Raw genomic sequence first — 21,027 nt, forward strand, 5'->3', positions numbered from 1 at the left:
CTTTCCGGTCTCTCAGCGGCCCTGCGCCACGGCCCGTGCCGTGCGCAGTGCGAGGGCCACGACGTTGAGCGTGGGGTTGCTCGTCGTGCGGGTGCTCACCACGCCGTTTCCTGCGACGTACAGGTTGTCGGTGCCCCATACTCTGCCGTTGCCGTCGGCCACCCCGGTCTCCTCCGTCCCCAGCCGCGTCGAGCCCATGAGGTGCAGGCTTCCGCCGGGCGGGGCCACGGAGACGCCCAGTCCGTGGGAGGTGTCGCGGATGGTGTCGGCGACCCGCACATGGTCGGCGACGGCGGCACGCACCCGGTCCCGGTCGGCGGCGCCGAGTTCGAATCGGGCGCTCACCGAGGGCAGGCCCCAGGGGCCGGGCTTCCCTTCGCCGAAGACGAGGCGGTTGTCCGGGTCGGGGTCCACCGCGACGAACTGCCCGATGTCCGCCGTCTCCCGTGCGGGCACGCTCCGGTCGAAACCCGCGACCTCGGTCCAGCCGGGGACGATCTGGGTGTGCAGGGGCCGTTCGCCGCTCGACGGGATCCAGACGCCGAAGGACGCGTCGTCGGCCGTGGCGCCCTCACGGACGCCGGCGCTCAGCCTGACCCGGGAGCTCACCATCGAGTGGTCGGTCAGGTAGCGGCCGAGCGCCGGCGGCCGGACTCCCGAGGCGTGCAGGATCGCCGGTGATCCGAGCGCCCCCGCCGCCACGACGACCGCGTCCGCCTCCACCCTCAGGGCCCGTCCGCCCGCCACGGCCCCTGCGAGCACGGCCGTGGCACGGCCGCCGGTCAGTACCACCTGACGGGCCGCGTACCCCGGAACGATGCCCACGGTGGCGGGGCCGGTGGACTGCCCGCCGTCGAGCAGGGCATCGATGCCGGAATACCGCGCCTGCCCCGAGGCGTCCTCGCGCATCCCGACCGGCAGCGGCTGGACGCCCCGTCCCTCGGGCAGCCCGGTGAACTCCTGGCCGAGCAGCCGCCGAAGGTGCCTCTGGCGCACCCCGGCGGCTCCCACCGTGCTGTTGGACCACAGCAGCCGGGCGGCCTCGGCCCACAGGGCGCGCATCTCGGCCTCCGGGACCGAGGGTTCGGCCTCCGTGGCATGGTCCGGTACGGCACAGACGTGCGACCAGTACGACATCATCCCGCCGACCGCGTGCGCGAAGCGCTGGCCACGGAGTGCGGGCAGCGTCGCGGCGGCACGGGCGTAGGGGACGAGCGCTTCCAGCACCCTCGGTCCGAAGCCGGTGCCGAGGTCCTCCTCGACGGGGTACGCGTTGCGCAGATGCGCCCCGAAGCCGTACGGATGCGGAATGTCGCCCGGTTCGAGCACGACCGTGCTCAGGCCCGCCCTGCTCAGTTCACCGGCGACCGCGGCGCCCCCGGCGCCGGAACCGATGACCGCCACGTCCGCCGTGAGCGTGCCGGCGTCGGACAGGTCGTTCCACACCTCGACGTGATGGAGCGGCATTTACCAGGTCCTTCCTCAAGCACCGCACCTCCCGGAGGAGGCGCGGTAAGGGATCTGTCTCGATGCTTGCGCCGCGCATCCGCAGCCTGCTAGACATGTTGCCACCGACAACAAAGTATTTACAAGCCAGCTACGTGCTGGTCACGGAACAGTTGATCCGGTCAGGGAGGCACTGCGTGAGGGTGGAGCTGGTGGAGAGGACGAGGGGCCACACGGAGACGGCGCCCCTGCCGGGGAGCGGCACGGGCGGGGGCCGATGCCAGTGCTCGTGACATCGGCCGACGGCGCGCCGTCACTGCGGAGCGACGCCGCCGGCACCCGCGAAACCCCTGTACCGCACAGGAAACGGTCCTCCTGGACGGGGTTCTGGTTCGTCCTCCCGTTCCTGCTGGTCTTTCTGATCGTCATCGTCGCCCCGGTTCTGTACGCGGTTGTTCTGAGCCTCTTCAGGGACCGGCTCATCGGCGGGACGCTCTTCGTCGGTCTGGACAACTACACCAAGGCGTTCGGCGACCCGGACTTCTCCGCCTCGCTGTTCCGCGTGGCGGGCTATCTCGTGGTGCAGGTTCCCGTGATGGTGCTGCTCTCGATGGGAGCGGCTCTGGCGCTGGACAGCGCCCGTCTCTACCTCTCCTCGGTCTTCCGCATCGTCCTCTTCCTTCCGTACGCGATTCCCGCGGTGGTGGCCGCGCTCATGTGGGGATTCATCTACGGGGCGAAGTCCGGGCTCGTCGGAAACCTGAGCGAGTACGCGGGAATCTCACTCCCCGATCCCCTGTCGTCCAGCTATGTCATCGTGGCCATCGGAAACATCGCCACCTGGGAGTTCGTCGGATTCAACATGCTGATCCTTTACTCCTCGCTCCAGATCGTCCCCAAGGAACGCTACGAGGCGGCCTCGATGGACGGCGCGGGATGGGTCAGGATCATCCGGCACATCAAGATCCCGGCCATGAGGAATTCACTGCTCATGGCGGTCGTGTTCTCGGTCATCGGAAGCTTCCAGCTCTTCAACGAACCGAGCGTCCTGAAGAGCCTCGCGCCCAATGCGATCTCGTCCTCCTACACGCCCAACATGTATGCCTACAACTTGTCGTTCGCCGGCCAGCAGTACAACTACGCCGCGGCGGTGTCCATCCTGCTCGGCATCGTGACGATGGTCGTGGCCTATCTGATCCAGCGTGCGGGCAGCCGTGGTGAGGAATCCCGATGACAATCCAGCAACTGCGTCCCAGGCGGCAGAAGTCGGTCGTCCTCACAGCGATCATGGTGCTCCTGCTGGCCTACGTGCTCATTCCCATCGCCTGGCTGGTCATCAACGCGACCAAGACCCAGGAGAGCCGCCTGACCTCGTTCGGGCTGTGGTTCTCCGGCGACTTCTCCCTCTGGGAGAACATCACCCAGACGTTCGCCTACGCCGACGGCGAGTTCGGGCGCTGGCTGCTCAACACCCTGCTCTACGTGGTGGTCGGGGCCGGAGGCGGCACGGTGCTTGCCACGCTGGCCGGCTACGGCCTGGCACGCTTCGACTTCCCCACCAAGCGGTTCTTCCTGCCCGCTCTGCTGGGCGCCATCGCCATCCCCGCGACAGCCCTCGCGGTGCCGACGTTCCTGATGTTCAGCCAGGCAGGCATCACGAACACGCCCTGGGCCGTCATCCTCCCCTCCCTCGTCAATCCGCTCGGGCTGTACCTGGTCCGGTTCTTCGCGCAGGACGCGGTCCCGGAGGAGATCCTCCAGGCCGCCAGGATCGACGGTGCGGGTGAGTTCCGTATCTTCCGCTCGATCGCCCTTCGGCTCCTCATGCCCGCGCTCGTACCGGTTCTGCTGTTCAGCTTCGTGACGTCGTGGAACAACTACTTCCTGCCGCTCATCATGCTCAACGAGTCCAAGTGGTTCCCGCTCACGGTGGGTCTCAACAACTGGAGCATGCAGAACCAGCAGGCCGTCACGGCGACGGGGCTTCCGATCGACAACATCATCATCACCGGCTCACTGCTGTCGGTCATTCCCACCATCGTGCTCTTCCTCCTCCTCCAGCGTTACTGGGAGTCGGGGCTGGTGGCGGGCAGCGTGAAGGAATAGCAGGCGCTCGACCCGAAGGGAATGCGATGGGGATCAACAGCTTCACGGCGCCACTTCGTCCATGGAAACCGGCTCTCGTCCTCGCGACGGTCATCGGCATGGTGCTGACGGGATGCGCCCCGCAGCCGAAGGACACCGTTTTCGACGGCACACAGGCCGACGTCCACAAGGCTCTGCACACAAGAACGACGATCGACTTCTGGTCGTGGTCGCCGCAGGCGGCCGAGATGGCGAAGGCGTTCGAGAAGGAATATCCGGACATCACCGTCAAGGTGACGAACGTAGGGGGCAGCGATGTCGCCTACACCAAGCTGCAGAACGCCATGAAGGCCGGTTCAGGAATTCCGGACGTGGTGTACATGGAATACCTGGCGATGCCTCAGTTCGCCCTGCAGAATTCCCTGACCGACCTCCGGCCGTACGCCGAGGAAGAACTGTCGGGCAGCTTCAGCGACCAGGTGTGGTCCCAGGTCGAGACGCGCGGCGGCGTGTACGGCGTGCCGCTGGACTCCGGTCCGCTGGTCCTCTACTACCGCCCGGACGTCTTCGAGAAGTTCGGCATCGAGGTACCGACGACCTGGGCCGAGTACACCCGGGCCGCCGAGAAGCTCCACACGGCCGACCCCGCGAGGTACATCACCGCGGACGCGGGCGACGGGAACGGCGCCGCGGCTATGATCTGGCAGGCGGGCGGGCAGCCGTTCTCCTCCTCGGGCGACGAGTTGTCCGTCGACCTCTCGGACAGCGGCACCAGCGCCTACGCGGAGATGTGGGGCGGCCTGCTCCATAAAGGTGTCATCGACAACAAAGTCGCGCAGTGGTCCAACGAATGGCGCCGCGGCATGGCGGACGGCACCTACGCGACCTGGATCGCCGGCGCCTGGGGCGGCTCCGCGCTCGCCTCGCACGTCCCGACCGCGTCCGGGAAATGGCGGGTCGCGCGCATCCCGCAGTACACGGCGGGCGCGAACGCCGGCTCGCTCAGCGCGGGTTCGGGCCTGACCGTGCCCGCGGGCAGCGACAGCAAGGCCGCGGCGGCCGGTTTCGTCCAGTGGATGACGACAGGCGAGGCGGCGGCCGACATCTGGGTGAAGGCCGGACAGGTGCCGGCGGCGGAGCAGGTCCTCGCCTCGGCAGCCTGGCTGGAGAGGAAGGACCCGTATCTCGGCGGCCAGCGTGCCAACAAGGTGTACGCCGAGGCGACCGCGTCGGTGCGCCCCGGCTGGCAGTACCTCCCCTTCGAGCCGTACGCCAACAGCGTGTTCAGCGACACGGTGGGTCAGGCGTTCGCCCGCACCACCACCCTGCGGGAAGGTCTCCAGGCATGGGAACGCGACATCGTCGGCTACGGGAAGGAGCAGGGCTTCACGGTCCGCTGACCGCAGGGAGCGTCCGGCCGGTGCGGGCCAGCGGGGACAGGGCCATCAGCACCGGGGAGAGAAGCATCCCGGACGCCGCCACCAGGAGGCCGCCGCGCAGCCCCCACTCGTGCGCGAGCTGTCCGCCGAGCAGCGAGCCGAGCGGGGCGAGGCCCAGTCCGGCGAAGTTGATCGTCGCGGCCACCCGGCCCTGCATACCGTCGGGGGTGAGTGCCTGCCGGACCGCCATGACCGTCACGTTCACCAGCTGGCCGGAGGCCCCGAACACGAAGTTGACGGCGATCAGGACGCCGAGGGTGACGGCGGATGATCCGCGCAGCGCCGGCACGCACAGCATCACCGCGTCGCCGGCCAGGGCTGCGGCCACCATCACGGGTCCGAACCCGAGCCGGGCGGGGAGCCGGGCGGCGAGCAGCGAGCCGGCCAGCGCGCCCGGCCCCGTCGCGGCGAGCGCCAGACCCGCGGCGGCGCCGGACAGGTTCAGTTCGCGCGGCAGGAAGAGCAGATAGACCGTCATCGTGGCGGCGAGGAAGAACTGGAAGGCGGCCGATGCGAGGCCCACGGCGCGCAGCGAGGCGTCGGCGGCGACGAGGACGAGCCCTTCCTTGATGCGCCGCCGCACACGGAGAGGCCGTGCCGGGCGCACAGGGACGGCCTCGTCGCGGCGTACGCCCCTGATCGAGAGGAAGGACACGGCGAAGAACGCCGCCGCGGCGGCGGCCCCCGCCGTCGCCGACAGGAACGACACCGCCGCGCCCCCCAGGGCGGGACCGCCGAACTGCGCCGCCGAGCGGCTGCCTTCGAGCGCGCTGTTGCCTCTCAGCAGCTGGTCGCGGTGCACCAGGCGTACGAGTGAGGCCTGATATGCCACGTCGAAGAAGACGGACAGGGCCCCGGCCAGCAGAGCTGCGGCGAACAGCACCGGCAGACCCAGCACACCCAGGAAGCCGGCTGCCGCCACTCCGGCGAGCACCAGGGCGCGGCCGGTGTCCGTCAGCACCATCACGGTGCGGGTCCGCCATCCGTCCACCCACGCACCGGCGAGCAGCGCGAGCAGCAGGACCGGCACCTGCCCCGCCGCGCGGAGGGCGCCGACCTGCCCGGCACCCGCGCCGAGTGTCAGTACGGCGTACAGCGGCAGGACCACCAGGGCGGTGTGCTCGCCGAGTTGGGAGGCGGTCTGGCCCGCCCAGAGCCTGCGGAAGTCGCGGTCCCGCCACAGGCCCGGCGGAGCGGGACGGCCGGGACCGGACACGGCGGAGGAAGCTGGTGACACGAGGACCCCTCGGGGCGCAGGGAAACGAAGCCCGCCCCGTCGACAGCTCCGGGGCGGGAAGGATCGCTGTGCCGCGTATCAGGGGCAGCACGCGATGACGGGCCTGTGAGGGCCTGCGACGTCAACGCGCGCTGGGACGACCGGGCATGCCTCAGCTCCTCGTGGGTCGGTCTGCGCTCCGACCGTACGCGCCCAAGTGCCGTGCGCGAAAGCCGTTTCGGTGCCACGGGCCACGTGGCACCGTCGGTCCCTCGCCCGCCCGGTGTCAGCCTCGGGGCCCCGCGCGGTGTCCCGCCACCGCGAGTGGCCCGGTGGCGCGGAACGCCAGGTCGGCGAAGCGTTCGCCGATGCGGCAGTGTGTGGCGGCGTCGGGGTGGAGTCCGTCCGGCAGCGGGAGTTCGGCGGAGTCCTCCTCGCCGTAGAGCGCGCGGCCGTCCAGGTAGTGCAGGTTCGGGTCCTCGGCCGCGCGCTGCTCGACGACGCGGGCGAGCTCGTCCCGGATGATGCCCAGGGTGAGCTTCCCCGTGGCGGTCTCGGCGGGGTCGCCCGTCGCGCGGAAGCGCAGCCGTCCTTCGCCCAGGCCGCTGAGGTCCGGGGCGCTGGGCCCCGGGGTGTCCTCGTGGATGGGGCAGAGGACGGGCGAGATGACCAGCAGCGGGGTGCGGGGGTGGCCCTCGCGGATCGTGTCGAGGAAGCCGTGGACGGCCGGGGTGAAGGCGCGCAGACGCATCAGGTCGGTGTTGACCAGGTTGATGCCGATCTTCACGCTGATCCGGTCGGCGGGGGTGTCGCGCAACGCGCGGGCGGTGAACGGGTCGAGCAGCGCGCTGCCGCCGAAGCCGAGGTTGACCAGCTCCACACCGCCGAGCGCGGCTGCCAGCGCGGGCCAGGTCGTCGTCGGGCTCGCGGCGTCCGAACCGTGGCTGATCGAACTGCCGTGGTGCAGCCAGACCGGCCGGCCGCGGTCCGGCAGCGGCTCCACGGGGGCGTCGGTGCGCAGGGCGACCAGCTCGGTGGCCTCGTTGTGGGGCAGCCAGATCTCGACGTCCTTCGGCTCGGCGGAGAGACCGTCGAAGCGCAGGGTGCCGACGGGGCCCTCCCGGACCTCGGCGGAGCCGGTGGCCATGTCGACGGTCAGGGTCCTGCCTCCGGTCGCGGTGGCCCGGCCCGCGAGGCGGCCGTCGACCAGCAGGTCGTAGATCCCGTCGGGGCGGGGCGGCGCGCCCGCGTACACCCGCCGGGTGGGCAGGGTGTCGAGCTCCACGACGGTGGCCCGGGTGCGCAGGGCTATCCGTACGCCGGAGGGCTGGGCCTCCGCCATGGCCAGCTGGCCGTCGGTGTACTGGGCGCGGGCCCGCGCGGGCAGCCGGTGCGGCAGCAGGCCGTGCTCGGTCCGCTCCAGGTCGAGGGCGCCCCGCAGGAGCTTCTCGGTGAGGGGCGTGGTCATCAGCTCGGGGTGGGTGGTCATGTTCCGCTGCCTGTTCTGTTCCGGGTGGCCTGTCGTGCCGTGAGGGGGCCGGGTCAGGGCGCGGGCCAGTTCCGCAGGAGGGCGTCGAGCGCGTCCAGCACCCGTGACCAGGTCTCGTCAGTGCCGGGGGCGCTGTGGCTGAAGCTGCCGCCCCTCTCCAGGCTGATGTAGCCGTGAAAGACACTGCCCAGCAGCCGGACGGCGTGTGTCTGGTCCGGTTCGGTGAGGTCGTAGCCGCGCAGGATCGCCCGTGTCATCTGGGAGTGCCGCGCGCCGGCACTGGCCGCCGCGGCCTCCGGGGTCAGCCTGAGCTGTGCCGCGGCGTAGCGGCCGGGGTGCTCCCTGGCGTAGTCGCGGTAGGCGTTGGCGAACGCCTCCAGGGCGTCCTTGCCCGCGCGCCCGGCCAGCGCTGCCGCCACTCGGTCGGCGAGCTCCGCCAGAGCCAGCAGGGCGATCCTCGTCTTGAGGTCCTGTGAGCTCTTCACGTGCGAGTAGAGGCTCGCGTCCTTCACACCGAACTGCCGGGCGAGTGCCGCGACGGTCACCTTGTCGAAGCCGACCTCGTCGGCGAGTTCCGCTCCGGCCCGCGTGAGGCGCTCCGCGGTCAGTCCCACTCGTGCCATGCCCATCATCCCCTCCGGCTGTTTCCATTATGCATTTACCTAAGAGCATTAGGCAAACTGCCAGAGGTATTAAGTACGAGCGCCTGCCCGGCGCGGCGGACTGCGCACATCCGATTCCGCAGCGGTCGCACCCGTAAGGTGACGCCTCGCGGGCGGAGACCATGGCGAGAGACTGAGGCGGTGGGGCACATGGGCGCCGACCGGCAGTGGGACGACTCGCTGTTCTCCGGCACGGCGGCCTACTACCGGCGCGGGAGGCTGCCGTACGCCCCCGGCCTGGCGGACGCCCTCGCCGACGCCCTGCCTTCCGGTGGACGAGGACGCCTGATCGACGTGGGGTGCGGGCCGGGCATCCTGGCTCTGGAACTGGCGCGTCTGTTCGATGACGTCGTCGGGGTGGACCCGGACCCCGGGATGCTCACCGAGGCGGCGCAGGCGGCGGGCCTGGCGGGCCTGGCGGGGAGAACACGCTGGGTGCGCGCCCGTGCGGAGGAGCTGCCCGCGGGCCTGGGGGTGTTCGACGTCGCCGTCTTCGGCCAGTCCTTCCACTGGATGGACCAGGAGCTCGTGGCGGGCACCTTCAGGCAGATGCTCCGGCCCGGCGGATCGCTGGTGCACATCTCGGATCTGAAGTCGGAGGTCCGGTCCGTCGAGGGGCTTCCGTATCCGGCGGTGCCGTACGCGGCGATCGACGAGACGGTCAGGCGTTTCCTGGGACCGGTACGGCGCGCGGGCCGCGGAGTGCTCCCCCAGGGGACCCGAGGGGGCGAGGCGGAGGTCCTCGCGGGCGCGGGGTTCACCGGCCCCCGCCGCCTCGTCGTCCCAGCCGGCCAGGCGCTGGAGCGTACGCACGACGACGTCGTCGCCTACGTCTTCTCGCTGTCCTCCTCGGCACCGCATCTGTTCGGCGCGCGGCAGGACGCGTTCGAGGAGGATCTGCGGCGGCTCCTGCGGGAGGCCTCGCCCTGTGGCCTGTTCTCCGAACGCGCGCCGGGCACCGAGGTGTTCGTCTGGGGGAACGACGGCCCTCCCGGCCGGTGAGCGGCAGCCCGGCGAACGTGCGGGGACGCGCACGCCCGGAATCCCCGGACGATTTCCCCGGCCGGGACACCGAAAGCCAGGATGGCGCCGAAAACATGTCGGGCAAAGGGTCCGCTCGCGGATACGAGCGGGATACAAAGAGTGACGGCGGAATACCGGTAGCGCATTCCCGCCGTCACTCTTCGTATTCCGGACCGACAGAGACCGCACCATCTCCGCGTACGGACCGCGTCAAGAAGTCCGCCACCCCCGTATGGAGGACGTCAAAAGCGCTGAACACGTGACCGAGCCTGCGGTTTGCTTTTGATCGGCCGCACCGGCCGACTCCATCTCATTCACTTCACACAGGAGCTCACGATGGCCGATCTGGCCTTCGTAGCCACCACGATCGCGGTTTTCGCACTGGTGGCTCTCATCGCGAGGGGGGTGACGAAGCTGTGACCGCCGAGAACATCGCCGGCCTGGTCGTGGCCGTCTCCCTGCTGGTCTACCTCGTCCTCGCACTTGTGTACCCGGAGAGGTTCTGAGCACCGATATGAGCCCCGTAACAGCGGGTGTGCTTCAGTTGCTGGCGCTGATCGCCGCGCTCGCACTGGCATACCGTCCGCTCGGTGACTACATGGCCCGGGTCTACTCCTCCGAAAAGCATTACCGGCCGGAGAAGTGGATTTACCGCGCCATCGGCGCCAACCCTTCGGCCGCGATGCACTGGCCCGCTTATCTGCGTGGCGTTCTCGCTTTCTCCGCGGTGAGCGTTCTCTTCCTCTACGGCCTGCAGCGGCTCCAGGGCGTCCTGCCCGGTTCGCTCGGTTTCGTGTCGATCGACCCGGACCAGGCGTTCAACACGGCCGCCTCCTTCGTGGCAAACACCAACTGGCAGTCGTACTACGGCGAGCAGGCCATGGGTCACGTCGTGCAGACCGGCGGCCTCGCGGTGCAGAACTTCGTCTCGGCCGCCGTCGGCATGGCCGTGGCCGTGGCCCTCGTCCGCGGGTTCGCGCGCTCCCGCACCGGCGAGCTGGGCAACTTCTGGACGGACCTGGTGCGCGGCACCCTGCGCATCCTGCTGCCGATCGCGGTGATCGGCGCCATCGTGCTGGTGGCGTGCGGTGTCATCCAGAACTTCTCCGGCATCCACGAGGTCGGACAGTTCATGGGCGGCAGCCAGCAGTGGAACGGCGGCGCGGTCGCCTCGCAGGAGGTCATCAAGGAGCTGGGGACGAACGGCGGCGGCTACTTCAATGCCAACTCCGCCCACCCCTTCGAGAACCCGACCCCGTTCTCCAACCTCTTCGAGATCTTCCTGATCCTGCTGATCCCGTTCGCGCTGACCCGGACGTTCGGCCGCATGGTCGGCAGCCTGCGGCAGGGCTACACGATTCTGGCCACGATGGCCACCATCTGGATCGGGTTCACGGCCCTGATGATGTGGACCGAGTTCGCCCACCACGGCCCGGCGCTGGAGATCGCCGGCGGTGCGATGGAGGGCAAGGAGAGCCGCTTCGGCATCGGCGGATCGTCGATCTTCGCCGTGGCGACCACCCTGACGTCGACCGGTGCCGTCAACTCCTTCCACTCCTCGTACACCGGGCTCGGCGGCGGCATCACCATGCTGGGCATGCAGTTGGGCGAGATCGCGCCGGGCGGCGTCGGTTCTGGGCTCTACGGCATGCTGATCATGGCGATCATCGCGGTCTTCATCGCGGGTCTGATGGTCGGCCGTACGCCCGAGTACCTCGGCAAGAAGATCGGCACCCGTCAGATCAAGCTCGCGGCGTGCTACATCCTCATCACCCCCGCCCTGGTGCTCTGCTTCACCGCGGTGGCGATGGCACTGCCCACTCCGCCCCACTCGATGACCAACAGCGGCGCGCACGGATTCTCCGAGATCCTCTACGCCTACACCTCCGGCGCCAACAACAACGGCTCCGCCTTCGCCGGCCTCAACGCCGACACCCAGTGGTTCAACACCACCATCGGCATCGCGATGCTGCTCGGCCGCTTCCTGCCGATGGTGTTCGTCCTCGCGCTGGCCGGATCGCTCGCCGAGCAGCGTCCCGTGCCGTCCACCGCGGGCACCCTGCGGACCGACAAGCCGCTCTACGCGGGCCTGCTCGTCGGCACGATCCTCATCATCACCGGACTGACCTACTTCCCGGCCCTGGCGCTGGGTCCGCTCGCCGAAGGACTCGCCTCATGAGCAGTCTCACCCCCACCCGTGCCCCGCACGAAGACCTGTCCGGCGCCGGCGCGTCAGGCCAGGTCGGCGGGGGGCTCTTCGACCCGAAGCAGCTGCTCAAGTCCCTTCCGGACGCGGCACGGAAGCTCGATCCGCGCGTCATGGTCAAGTCCCCCGTCATGTTCGTGGTGCTCGTCGGCTCCGTGGTCACCACCCTGCTGGCGCTCCGGGATCCGGGCGACTGGTTCGGCTGGGCCATCACTGCCTGGCTGTGGCTGACCACCCTCTTCGCCAACCTCGCCGAGGCCGTCGCGGAGGGCCGCGGCAAGGCCCAGGCCGACACCCTGCGCAAGGCCAAGACCGACACCCTCGCCCGCCGTCTCGAGGGCGGAACCGAGGTGGAGGTGCCCGGCACCGAGCTGCGTATCGGCGATCTGGTCGTCTGCGAGGCCGGCGACATCATCCCCGGCGACGGCGACGTGGTCGAGGGCGTCGCGTCCGTGGACGAGTCAGCCATCACGGGCGAGTCCGCCCCGGTCATCCGGGAGTCGGGCGGCGACCGCAGTGCCGTCACCGGCGGTACGAAGGTGCTGTCCGACCGGATCGTCGTCAGGATCACCACCAAGCCGGGCGAGACCTTCATCGACCGGATGATCGCCCTTGTCGAGGGCGCGGCACGGCAGAAGACCCCCAACGAGATCGCGCTCAACATCCTGCTGGCATCGCTGACCATCGTCTTCCTGCTCGCCGTCGTGACGCTCCAGCCGTTCGCGGTCTACGCCGGTGCCCGGCAGTCGATGATCGTGCTCACCGCACTGCTGGTCTGCCTGATCCCGACGACCATCGGGGCGCTCCTCTCCGCGATCGGCATCGCGGGCATGGACCGGCTCGTGCAGCGCAACGTGCTGGCGATGTCCGGCCGCGCGGTGGAGGCGGCGGGGGACGTCTCGACGCTGCTGCTCGACAAGACCGGCACGATCACGCTCGGAAACCGCCAGGCCGCCGCGTTCATCCCCGTACGGGGAGCGACCGAGGCCGAACTGGCCGACGCCGCGCAGCTGTCGTCGCTGGCCGACGAGACACCCGAGGGCCGCTCGATCGTGGTGCTCGCGAAGGAGGAGTACGGCCTGCGCGAACGCCATCAGGGCGAGCTCGCCGACGCGACCTGGGTCGCCTTCACGGCCCAGACCCGTATGTCGGGGGTGGACCTGGACGGTCAGAAGGCCCGCAAGGGCGCGTCCGGTTCGGTGATCGCGTGGGTGAGGGAGCGGGGCGGCCAGGTCGCCGATGACGCCGGTACGCTCGCCGACCGGATCTCCCAGGCCGGCGGCACACCGCTGCTGGTCGCCGTCGAGGACTCCAAGGGCGCCCGCATCCTGGGTGTCGTCCACCTCAAGGACGTCGTCAAGGAGGGCATGCGCGAGCGGTTCGACGAACTGCGCCGGATGGGCATCAGAACCGTCATGATCACGGGTGACAACCCGCTGACCGCAAAGGCGATCGCCGAAGAGGCGGGTGTCGACGACTTCCTCGCCGAGGCCACCCCTGAGGACAAGATGGCCCTCATCAAGCGGGAGCAGGCCGGCGGCAAGCTCGTCGCGATGACGGGTGACGGCACCAACGACGCCCCCGCGCTCGCCCAGGCCGACGTCGGCGTGGCCATGAACACCGGCACCTCGGCCGCGAAGGAGGCCGGGAACATGGTGGACCTGGACTCCAACCCCACGAAGCTCATCGAGATCGTCGAGATCGGCAAGCAGCTCCTCATCACCCGGGGCGCCCTGACCACCTTCTCCATCGCCAACGACGTCGCGAAGTACTTCGCCATCATCCCGGCGATGTTCGCGGTGGTCTACCCCGGTCTGGACAAGCTCAACGTGATGGGTCTCGCGTCACCGGAGTCCGCGATCCTGTCGGCCGTCATCTTCAACGCGCTGATCATCATCGCCCTCGTACCGCTCGCCCTCAAGGGTGTCCGCTACCGGCCGACCAGCGCCGACAGGATGCTCCGCCGCAATCTCGGGATCTACGGACTCGGCGGCCTGATCGCCCCGTTCATCGGCATCAAGATCATCGATCTGCTCATCTCCCTCATTCCCGGGCTCACCTGACCCAGAAACGGCTGATCAGCCATGAACACCTCACTCAAGAACACCGCCCGGCTGCTGGGGGCGGGGCTGCGCGCCCTCCTCGTCCTGACCGTCGTCTGCGGCGTCCTCTACCCGCTCGCCGTCACGGGCGTCGCGCAGGCGCTCTTCAACGACAAGGCCAACGGTTCCGAGATCACCGACGCGAGCGGGCGCACCGTCGGGTCGTCGCTGATCGGGCAGACCTACAACCTGCCGAAGCAGAACCCCGACGACCCGGAGGAGGCGGCGAAGCCGGACCTGAAGTGGTTCCAGCCGCGCCCCTCCAACGGCCTGGGCAGCAACAGCGTCAACCTCCAGTACTCGCTGATCCTCTCCGGTGCCACCAACCGGGCCGCGGACAACACGGAGCTGGTGGAGTGGGTCACGGACGCGAAGGCGGCCGTCGTGGCGGACAACTCCGTCCCGGGCTACACGGTGCGGCCGCAGGACGTGCCCGCCGACGCCGTCACGTCCTCCGGCTCGGGCCTGGACCCGGACATCTCCCCGGCCTACGCCGAGCTCCAGGTCCACCGTGTCGCCCAGCGGAACGGCCTTCCCGTGCAACAGGTCGCGAAGCTCGTGTCCGAGCACACCGAGGGCCGCATCCTCGGCTTCATGGGCGAGCCCCGGGTCAACGTGCTGGAGCTCAACATCGCACTCAAGGACCTAGGCAAGGGCTGACCGCCCGCACGGGCCCACGGCGAACGGCGGCCACCGCGCATCCTGATGCGCGGTGGCCGCCGTTCGGCGCACCCGGGACCGAAAGAGCACCGAAACTTTCGAACTACTTAGCCCCTCAAACCGATCGACATTCTCTCGCCCATTTGCATGCCAACGAACCGATATCCAGGGACACTCCACCTGAACTGCTGGAATGCACTGGAGCCACGTTCGGTCCCACATCGACGCTTTCGTAATCTCTGTCGAAACCATTGACAGTCCACAGGGCCAGATCAACACTGTTCGCCGTCGACAGACCTCAACCACTGTCGATCCGGGCCCACTTGGGACCGGCACTCCGGCAGGGTTCCGCTCGATCGACGCACCGCGGACACACCGAACGACGCGCGGTCCGACGTCGGCCGCATGCACACCGACACCCCTCGCAGGGCGTCCCGTGCTGCCCGGAACCCGCCGGCCTCACGAGGAAGAGGAGGAAAGCCGCACATGAACGACGCACCCGCACGGTCGACGAGCCGTACGAGCAGCAGGTTCAGACGGATCGTCCGCAATGCCTTCGCCCTGGCGATGGCCACCGTCGCCGTCCTGGCACTGCCCGGCACCGCCAACGCCGACACGGTCGTGAACTCCAACCAGACCGGCACCAACAACGGCTACTACTACTCCTTCTGGACCGACAGCCCCGGCTCGGTCTCGATGAACCTGGCGTCCGCGGGCAGCTACAGCACCTCGTGGAGCAACACCGGGAACTTCGTGGCCGGGAAGGGCTGGAGCACCGGCGGCCGCAGGAGCGTGACCTACTCGGGCACCTTCAACCCGTCGGGCAACGCCTATCTGACGCTGTACGGCTGGTCGACGAACCCGCTGGTGGAGTACTACATCGTCGACAACTGGGGCACCTACCGCCCGACGGGCACCTTCAAGGGCACCGTCACGAGCGACGGCGGCACGTACGACATCTACGAGACGACGCGCGTCAACGCACCGTCCATCGAAGGCACCAAGACGTTCAAGCAGTTCTGGAGCGTCCGGCAGTCGAAGCGCACCGGCGGCACCATCACCACCGGCAACCACTTCGACGCGTGGGCCCGCTACGGGATGAACCTGGGCACCTTCAACTACATGATCATGGCCACCGAGGGCTATCAGAGCAGCGGCAACTCCAACATCACCGTGGGCAGTTCCTCCGGCGGTGGGGGTACCGGCGGAGGAGGAGGCGGCGGCTGCACCGCCACCGTGACAGCGGGCGAGAAGTGGAGCGACCGCTACAACCTCAACGTCGCGGTCACCGGCTCCAGCAACTGGACCGTCACCATGAACGTCCCCTCACCCGCCAAGGTCCTCTCCACCTGGAACACCACCGCGAGCTACCCCAGCTCCCAGGTCCTCACCGCCAAACCCAACGGCAACGGCAACAACTTCGGCGCCACCATCCAGGCCAACGGCAACTGGACCTGGCCCACCGTCTCCTGCACCGCGAGCTGACCCACCACCACCCACCCACAGGGGCGGCGGCCCCACACGCCGCCCCGCTTCCGGACCCGCCGATGTCCCACCTGGACGAGGAGGACTCACCCGCATGCAGACCACGCCGCGCCTGTCCGTACGATCCGCGGTCACGGCACTGTCCGTCGCCGCCCTGACCGCGACGGCCGCCGTCGCGGCCGACACCACGCCCTCGCACGCCGCCACCGCCGCGGCCTGCAACGGTTACGTCGGCCTCACCTTCGACGACGGCCCGTCGGGCAGCACCCCGGGACTGCTCAACGCCCTCAGGCAGAACGGGCTGCGGGCCACGATGTTCAACCAGGGCCAGTACGCCGCCGCCAACCCGGCCCAGGTCAAGGCCCAGGTCGACGCGGGGATGTGGGTCGCGAACCACAGCTACACCCACCCGCATCTGACCCAGCTGAGCCAGGCACAGATCGACTCCGAGATCTCGCGTACCCAGCAGGCCGTCGCCGCCGGTGGCGGCGGGACGCCGAAGCTGTTCCGCCCTCCGTACGGTGAGACCAACGCGACGGTGCAGTCGGTCGCCGCCAAGTACGGTCTGACGCAGGTGATCTGGGACGTCGACTCGCAGGACTGGAACAACGCGAGCACCGACGCCATCGTGCAGGCCAACGCGCGGCTCACCGACGGCCAGGTCATCCTCATGCACGACTGGCCGGCCAACACGCTCGCCGCGATCCCCCGCATCGCCCAGGGCCTGGCGAGCCGAGGGCTCTGCGCGGGCATGATCTCCCCGCAGACCGGGCGCGCGGTGGCTCCCGACGGCGGCGGCACCGGCGGTGGCGGTTCCGGCGGCTGCACCGCCACCGTGACGGCGGGCGAGAAGTGGAGCGACCGCTACAACCTCAACGTCGCGGTCACCGGCTCCAGCAACTGGACCGTCACCATGAACGTCCCCTCACCCGCCAAGGTCCTCTCCACCTGGAACACCACCGCGAGCTACCCCAGCTCCCAGGTCCTCACCGCCAAACCCAACGGCAACGGCAACAACTTCGGCGCCACCATCCAGGCCAACGGCAACTGGACCTGGCCCACCGTCTCCTGCACCGCGAGCTGACACCTCATCACCCACCGTCAGGGGCGGCGGCCCCACACGCCGCCCCGCTTCCGGCCGGAGGACCGAAACGTTATCCCTCTCCTGCCCACGAGTTGGCTCTCCCCGGCCCGTTCACCGCTCGTGTTCCCTATTCTGTTCGAAAGCTGATCATCCGCAGTCGCGCACACCCAGGAGCCCGCCATGTCCCGACCGGAGAACGATGCCCCCGCCCTGCGCATCGACACCAGCAGACCTCATCCCGCGCGGATGTACGACTGGTTCCTCGGCGGCAAGGACAACTATCCGGTGGACGAGGCGATGGGCCGGCAGATGCTCCTCGTCGAGCCCAGCGTCCCCGTCATGGCGAAGGTGAACCGCGCGTTCATGCACCGCGCCACCCGCTGGCTGACCGGCCAGGGAATCCGGCAGTTCCTCGACATCGGCACGGGTATCCCCACCGAGCCCAACCTCCACCAGGTGGCGCAGCAGGAGGCGCCCTCCACCCGGGTCGTCTACTGCGACAACGACCCGATCGTGCTGGCCCACGCGGCAGCGTTGCTGAAGGGGACGCCGGAGGGTGCCATCGACTACGTACAGGCGGACGCGAGGGAGGTCGACTCCATCCTCGAACACGCGGGGAAGACGCTGGACTTCGACCAGCCCGTGGCGCTCTCGCTGATCTCGCTGCTGCACTTCGTGAGCGACGAGGACGGCGCCTACGAGCTGGTGGACCGGCTGACCGATGTGCTCGCGCCGGGCAGCCACCTGGTGATCTCGCACCTCACCGCGGACTTCCACCCCGAGGAGGCGCGCAAGGTCGACGAGCTGTACAAGGCCAACACGCTCACCCTGGCGCCCCGCACCCGCGACCAGTTCTCCCGCTTCTTCGACCGGCTCGACATCGTCGATCCCGGCATCGTGGCGGCGGAGGCCTGGCACCCCGGCCTCGGTGAGCCCGTTCCCGGCCAGGACGACATCGTCAGCGCCGGATACGTGGCCGTGGGCCGCAAGCCGTAGCCACCCGCGCGGAGCACCGTGCCACCGGCCCGCCGCCCCGGCCAGTACCGGGCGGCGGGCCGGTCGCGTGGTCGGCCGGTCATGCCAGTCGTCCCTCGTCGTCGGCGTGCCGGAAGCACGAGACGACCACGACGAGCGGCCAGAACGACTGGGCGAAGGTGATGACACGCTCGGCGGCACCGGCCGTGTCCAGGTAGAACAGGGCGAGCAGGAACCAGCCGCCCCCGATCCACATCAGCGCGGCGGCCGTCACGGACGGCACGGGCCGCAGTCCCCAGGGCGCCGTCCTCGCGGCGCTCGGGTCCACCGATTGCAGTCTGCCGGGCAGTTCGCGTGCCGGCGCGCTCCGGCGTACGAAGGCGTCCCGCCGCACGGCGAGGACCGGCCACACCGCGAGCAGCGAGAAGCCCACGGCCACGACCACGCCGTGGGCGAACGAGCCACCACTGCTCGGTGCCGGGAACAGGGCCAGCAGCATCGCGGAGACTCCGCCGCCGGCCAGTGCCACCCGTCCGAACGCTGCGGCGGGTCGCAGCCCGCACGCGGTGACCACGTGGCAGGCTCCCAGGGCGAGCAGGGCGGACGTCATCACCCAGTACCCGTCGGCGCCGTCGGCGGCGAGGATGCTGATCGTGGCCCTCGCGGGATCGTAACCGGGCCCCTGGAGCTCCGCCGAGACGGCCCAGCCGCCGACGAGGAGGATCGGGGCACACACCGAGGAGAACAGGACCCACCAGGAGACAGACCGCATCGGTGAACGGTAGAACGCCCGGGCCCGAGTCGGACGGTGCACACGCGGGAGCGGGCGTACTCCGCTCGCGAGCGGGTAGGCGCGTGACGCCTGGTCACACAGTGGCGTGTGACCGCACCGATCGGCCGGGCCGGACGACGGCCCCGTGTCCCGGCGCGCCGCACCCGACGTGGATCCGAACAGAACGAGGGGAACCCGCTGTGCTGAAACCCGGTCCTCAGGACCTCCGAGTGGCTCTGGCCCGCTATGCCGACGCCCGTATCGAGGACGCGCGCCGCTCCACTGCCGCGACCGCCCGTGCGGCGGAGGACGCCGCCTACACCCTGTGCGTGATGACGGGCACCCAGGCCGTACCGCAGGCCCTCGACGCCGCGGACGCCATGCTCGGCATGCGGACAACGGACTCCCCCGCGCTCCGCCGGACCGTCGGTACGCAGCCCGGGGAACGCCGCGCCGGCACCGGTCCTGACGGGGCCGCACCCCGCCTGCGCACCGTCTGACCTGCCGTCACCGGCGTGCACCGAGCCGGTCAGACGAACTGCTGCACCACCAGCGCCGCACCCGCGACCGCCGGCACCGTGGCGGCCGTACGGGTGCGGCGCACGTCCAGCCTGCGGGTGAACGGACGGGCTACGGGTTCATCTCGTACGCCCCCGACAGCGCCTCGACCCGCTCCCAGACCCGGGCGGCACGCGCCTCGTCGACGACCGGACGGCGTACCGCCGCGATGGCCCAGTCCTGCTGCGCGCCGGTGGCGGAGTCCTTGCCGTGCAGTTCGACGGCGTTCGCGGAGAAGTCACGGACGAGTACGGAGAACAGTTCGTCGAGCACGTCCTCGTCCAGACCGGTCAGCCGGGCCTGCTCCAGGATCAGCTGGCCGTGGACGACCAGAGCGAAGAGCTGCCCGACGGAGAGCAGGAAGTCGAGGTCCCGGCTCTGCCGCTCGTCGGGCGCGATGCGTGACACGAAGTCGCAGAGCGCGTCCGCCTGTTCCCGGAAGCGGGCGACGTTGGGCACCGAGGCGTAGGCGTCGTAGGCCGGGCGCCAGTCGTGGAAGCGTACGGAGCCGAGGCCGCGGGCCGGACCCTGCCGGAAGAGGAACGCGTCGTCCGCCGCGTCCAGACGGGTCCCCACGGGCTCGTATCCCACGGGGTCCAGCAGGTGGTTGCGCATGAACTTCAGGATGAGGGCGAGGTTGACGTGGACCGTGCCCTCCAGCTTGGGCAGGCCCCGGATCTCCACGGCGGCCTGCGCGAAGTAGGTGTCCTTCTCGAAGCCCTTGGCCGCGACGACGTCCCACATCAGGTCGACGACCTTCTCGCCCTCCGTGGTCACCTTCATCTTCGTCATCGGGTTGAACAGGAGGTACCGGCGGTCGTCGGGCCCGGCGGAGCGGAAGTAGTCGACGGCGCGGTCGCTGAACAGCTTCATGCCGACGAGCCGGACGTAGGCGTCGGTCAGCTCACGGCGCACGTGCGGGAACGCGGTGACGGGACGGCCGTAGAGGATGCGGTTGTGGGCGTGGGTGACGGCCTCGTACATCGCGTGCTCGCAGATGCCGATCGAGGCGGTGCAGAGGTTGAACTTGCCCACGTTGACGGTGTTGAGGGCGGCGTCGAAGGCGGCGCGGCCGGTGTGCAGGACGTCGTCGGGACCGACCGGGTAGCCGTCGAGGCGGAACTCGCTGACGTACTTGGAGGAGTCGACGACGTTCTTCACCAGGTGGTAGTCCGGGTGGCGGCTGTCGGCGGCGAAGAAGACGTAGCCGTCGGGGCCTTCGACGTCGGTGCGGCGACCGAAGACGGAGACGAGACCTGCGGCGTTGCCGTTGCCTATGTAGTACTTGGAGCCGGTGGCGCGGAAGCCGCCGTCGCCGTCCGGCTCCAGGAGCATGTCGGTGGAGTAGATGTCGGCGCCGTGCGCCTTCTCCGACAGGCCGAAGGCGAACACCTCTCCCTCGGCGAGCAGCCGGGCCGCGCGGCTCCGCGCGGCCTCGTTGTCGCTCTGCCAGACCGGGCCGAGACCGAGGATGGTCACCTGCCAGGCGTACCAGTAGTCGAGTCCGTAGAACCCGAAAATCTCGTTGAGCGCGGCGATCCGGGCGGTGTCCCAGCGCCGGCCCTCGCCCTCGGCGGCGGACGCGGGCGTGAGGAAGGTGGCGAACAGGCCTTCCTTCGCGGCGAAGTCGAGGAAGTCACCCAGCCAGGCGCGGGACCGGTAGTCCTCGATGAGCCGGCGCTTGCCTCGCGCCTCGAACCAGTCGACGGTGGCGCGGAGCAGCCTGCGCGTCTCGGGGTCGAAGTGTGCCGGGTCGTAGGCACGCGGGTTGAACAGCAGCGGGTCGGCCATGGTGGTCCGCCTTCCGGAGGGGTACGGGTGGGAG

The 21,027-nt window shown here is 69.7% G+C and carries 18 protein-coding genes; 12 read left to right on the top strand and 6 right to left on the bottom strand.

Annotated elements, in window-relative coordinates:
* Positions 1–12 precede the first annotated feature (12 nt).
* Complete coding sequence (locus tag ACWCQM_RS28645; protein ID WP_450917996.1) at positions 13–1,467, bottom strand: GMC oxidoreductase; 1,455 nt, start codon at positions 1,465–1,467, stop codon at positions 13–15.
* A 256-nt stretch (positions 1,468–1,723) separates the two neighbouring features.
* Here ACWCQM_RS28645 and ACWCQM_RS28650 point away from each other — a divergent pair, with 256 nt between their 5' ends.
* The 3 genes from ACWCQM_RS28650 to ACWCQM_RS28660 are packed head-to-tail and all read left to right on the top strand — an operon-like array spanning position 1,724 to position 4,931.
* Positions 1,724–2,680: a carbohydrate ABC transporter permease gene (locus ACWCQM_RS28650; protein ID WP_450917997.1), complete on the top strand. Its 957-nt coding sequence runs from the start codon at positions 1,724–1,726 to the stop codon at positions 2,678–2,680.
* Positions 2,677–3,552, top strand: a complete 876-nt coding sequence (locus tag ACWCQM_RS28655; protein WP_450917998.1) for a carbohydrate ABC transporter permease — start codon at positions 2,677–2,679, stop codon at positions 3,550–3,552. Before ACWCQM_RS28650 ends, ACWCQM_RS28655 begins: the two co-directional genes overlap by 4 nt.
* A gap of 26 nt (positions 3,553–3,578) precedes the next feature.
* Complete coding sequence (locus tag ACWCQM_RS28660; protein ID WP_450917999.1) at positions 3,579–4,931, top strand: ABC transporter substrate-binding protein; 1,353 nt, start codon at positions 3,579–3,581, stop codon at positions 4,929–4,931.
* Here ACWCQM_RS28660 and ACWCQM_RS28665 read toward each other — a convergent pair.
* The 3 genes from ACWCQM_RS28665 to ACWCQM_RS28675 all read right to left on the bottom strand — a co-directional run bounded on the left by ACWCQM_RS28665 (position 4,918) and on the right by ACWCQM_RS28675 (position 8,298).
* Positions 4,918–6,207, bottom strand: a complete 1,290-nt coding sequence (locus ACWCQM_RS28665; protein ID WP_450918000.1) for an MFS transporter — start codon at positions 6,205–6,207, stop codon at positions 4,918–4,920. The genes ACWCQM_RS28660 and ACWCQM_RS28665 overlap by 14 nt on opposite strands.
* Before the next feature lie 265 nt (positions 6,208–6,472).
* On the bottom strand, positions 6,473–7,675 hold the full coding sequence (locus ACWCQM_RS28670) for a GDSL-type esterase/lipase family protein (protein WP_450918001.1): 1,203 nt from the start codon (positions 7,673–7,675) through the stop codon (positions 6,473–6,475).
* A gap of 53 nt (positions 7,676–7,728) precedes the next feature.
* The gene (locus tag ACWCQM_RS28675; protein WP_450918002.1) at positions 7,729–8,298 is read right to left on the bottom strand and encodes a TetR/AcrR family transcriptional regulator; all 570 of its coding nucleotides are present in this window, start codon (positions 8,296–8,298) and stop codon (positions 7,729–7,731) included.
* Between the two features lie 189 nt (positions 8,299–8,487).
* On the opposite strand from ACWCQM_RS28675, the gene ACWCQM_RS28680 reads away from it, so the two are divergent.
* The 8 genes from ACWCQM_RS28680 to ACWCQM_RS28715 all read left to right on the top strand — a co-directional run bounded on the left by ACWCQM_RS28680 (position 8,488) and on the right by ACWCQM_RS28715 (position 17,893).
* The gene (locus ACWCQM_RS28680; RefSeq protein WP_450918003.1) at positions 8,488–9,339 is read left to right on the top strand and encodes a class I SAM-dependent methyltransferase; all 852 of its coding nucleotides are present in this window, start codon (positions 8,488–8,490) and stop codon (positions 9,337–9,339) included.
* Between the two features lie 437 nt (positions 9,340–9,776).
* Positions 9,777–9,866, top strand: coding sequence for a K(+)-transporting ATPase subunit F (kdpF, locus tag ACWCQM_RS28685; RefSeq protein ID WP_033304754.1), 90 nt, complete (start codon positions 9,777–9,779; stop codon positions 9,864–9,866).
* 8 nt (positions 9,867–9,874) lie between these two features.
* Positions 9,875–11,539: a potassium-transporting ATPase subunit KdpA gene (kdpA, locus tag ACWCQM_RS28690; RefSeq protein ID WP_450918004.1), complete on the top strand. Its 1,665-nt coding sequence runs from the start codon at positions 9,875–9,877 to the stop codon at positions 11,537–11,539.
* Entirely contained in the window at positions 11,536–13,629 is a 2,094-nt protein-coding gene (kdpB, locus tag ACWCQM_RS28695) for a potassium-transporting ATPase subunit KdpB (protein WP_450918005.1), read from the top strand. The genes kdpA and kdpB overlap by 4 nt, the downstream gene beginning before the upstream one ends.
* 21 nt (positions 13,630–13,650) lie before the next feature.
* Positions 13,651–14,328 carry a potassium-transporting ATPase subunit C gene (locus tag ACWCQM_RS28700; protein ID WP_450918006.1) on the top strand — a complete coding sequence of 226 codons (678 nt, stop codon included), beginning with the start codon at positions 13,651–13,653 and terminating at the stop codon, positions 14,326–14,328.
* A 567-nt stretch (positions 14,329–14,895) separates the two neighbouring features.
* Entirely contained in the window at positions 14,896–15,813 is a 918-nt protein-coding gene (locus ACWCQM_RS28705; RefSeq protein WP_450918044.1) for a glycoside hydrolase family 11 protein, read from the top strand.
* Between the two features lie 94 nt (positions 15,814–15,907).
* Complete coding sequence (locus ACWCQM_RS28710) at positions 15,908–16,897, top strand: polysaccharide deacetylase family protein (RefSeq protein ID WP_450918007.1); 990 nt, start codon at positions 15,908–15,910, stop codon at positions 16,895–16,897.
* Positions 16,898–17,077: 180 nt separating this feature from the next.
* Positions 17,078–17,893, top strand: a complete 816-nt coding sequence (locus ACWCQM_RS28715; RefSeq protein WP_450918008.1) for an SAM-dependent methyltransferase — start codon at positions 17,078–17,080, stop codon at positions 17,891–17,893.
* Between the two features lie 79 nt (positions 17,894–17,972).
* Here the strand turns inward: ACWCQM_RS28715 and ACWCQM_RS28720 are convergent, their stop codons facing one another.
* Entirely contained in the window at positions 17,973–18,644 is a 672-nt protein-coding gene (locus ACWCQM_RS28720; RefSeq protein WP_450918009.1) for a DUF998 domain-containing protein, read from the bottom strand.
* A gap of 200 nt (positions 18,645–18,844) precedes the next feature.
* On the opposite strand from ACWCQM_RS28720, the gene ACWCQM_RS28725 reads away from it, so the two are divergent.
* Positions 18,845–19,144 (top strand): DUF5133 domain-containing protein, encoded by a 300-nt coding sequence (locus ACWCQM_RS28725; RefSeq protein ID WP_450918010.1) that lies wholly within the window; start codon positions 18,845–18,847, stop codon positions 19,142–19,144.
* A 130-nt stretch (positions 19,145–19,274) separates the two neighbouring features.
* Here the strand turns inward: ACWCQM_RS28725 and ACWCQM_RS28730 are convergent, their stop codons facing one another.
* Positions 19,275–20,993 carry an acyl-CoA dehydrogenase family protein gene (locus tag ACWCQM_RS28730; protein WP_450918011.1) on the bottom strand — a complete coding sequence of 573 codons (1,719 nt, stop codon included), beginning with the start codon at positions 20,991–20,993 and terminating at the stop codon, positions 19,275–19,277.
* Positions 20,994–21,027: the final 34 nt, after the last annotated feature.

The organism is Streptomyces sp. NPDC002125, assembly GCF_053593715.1.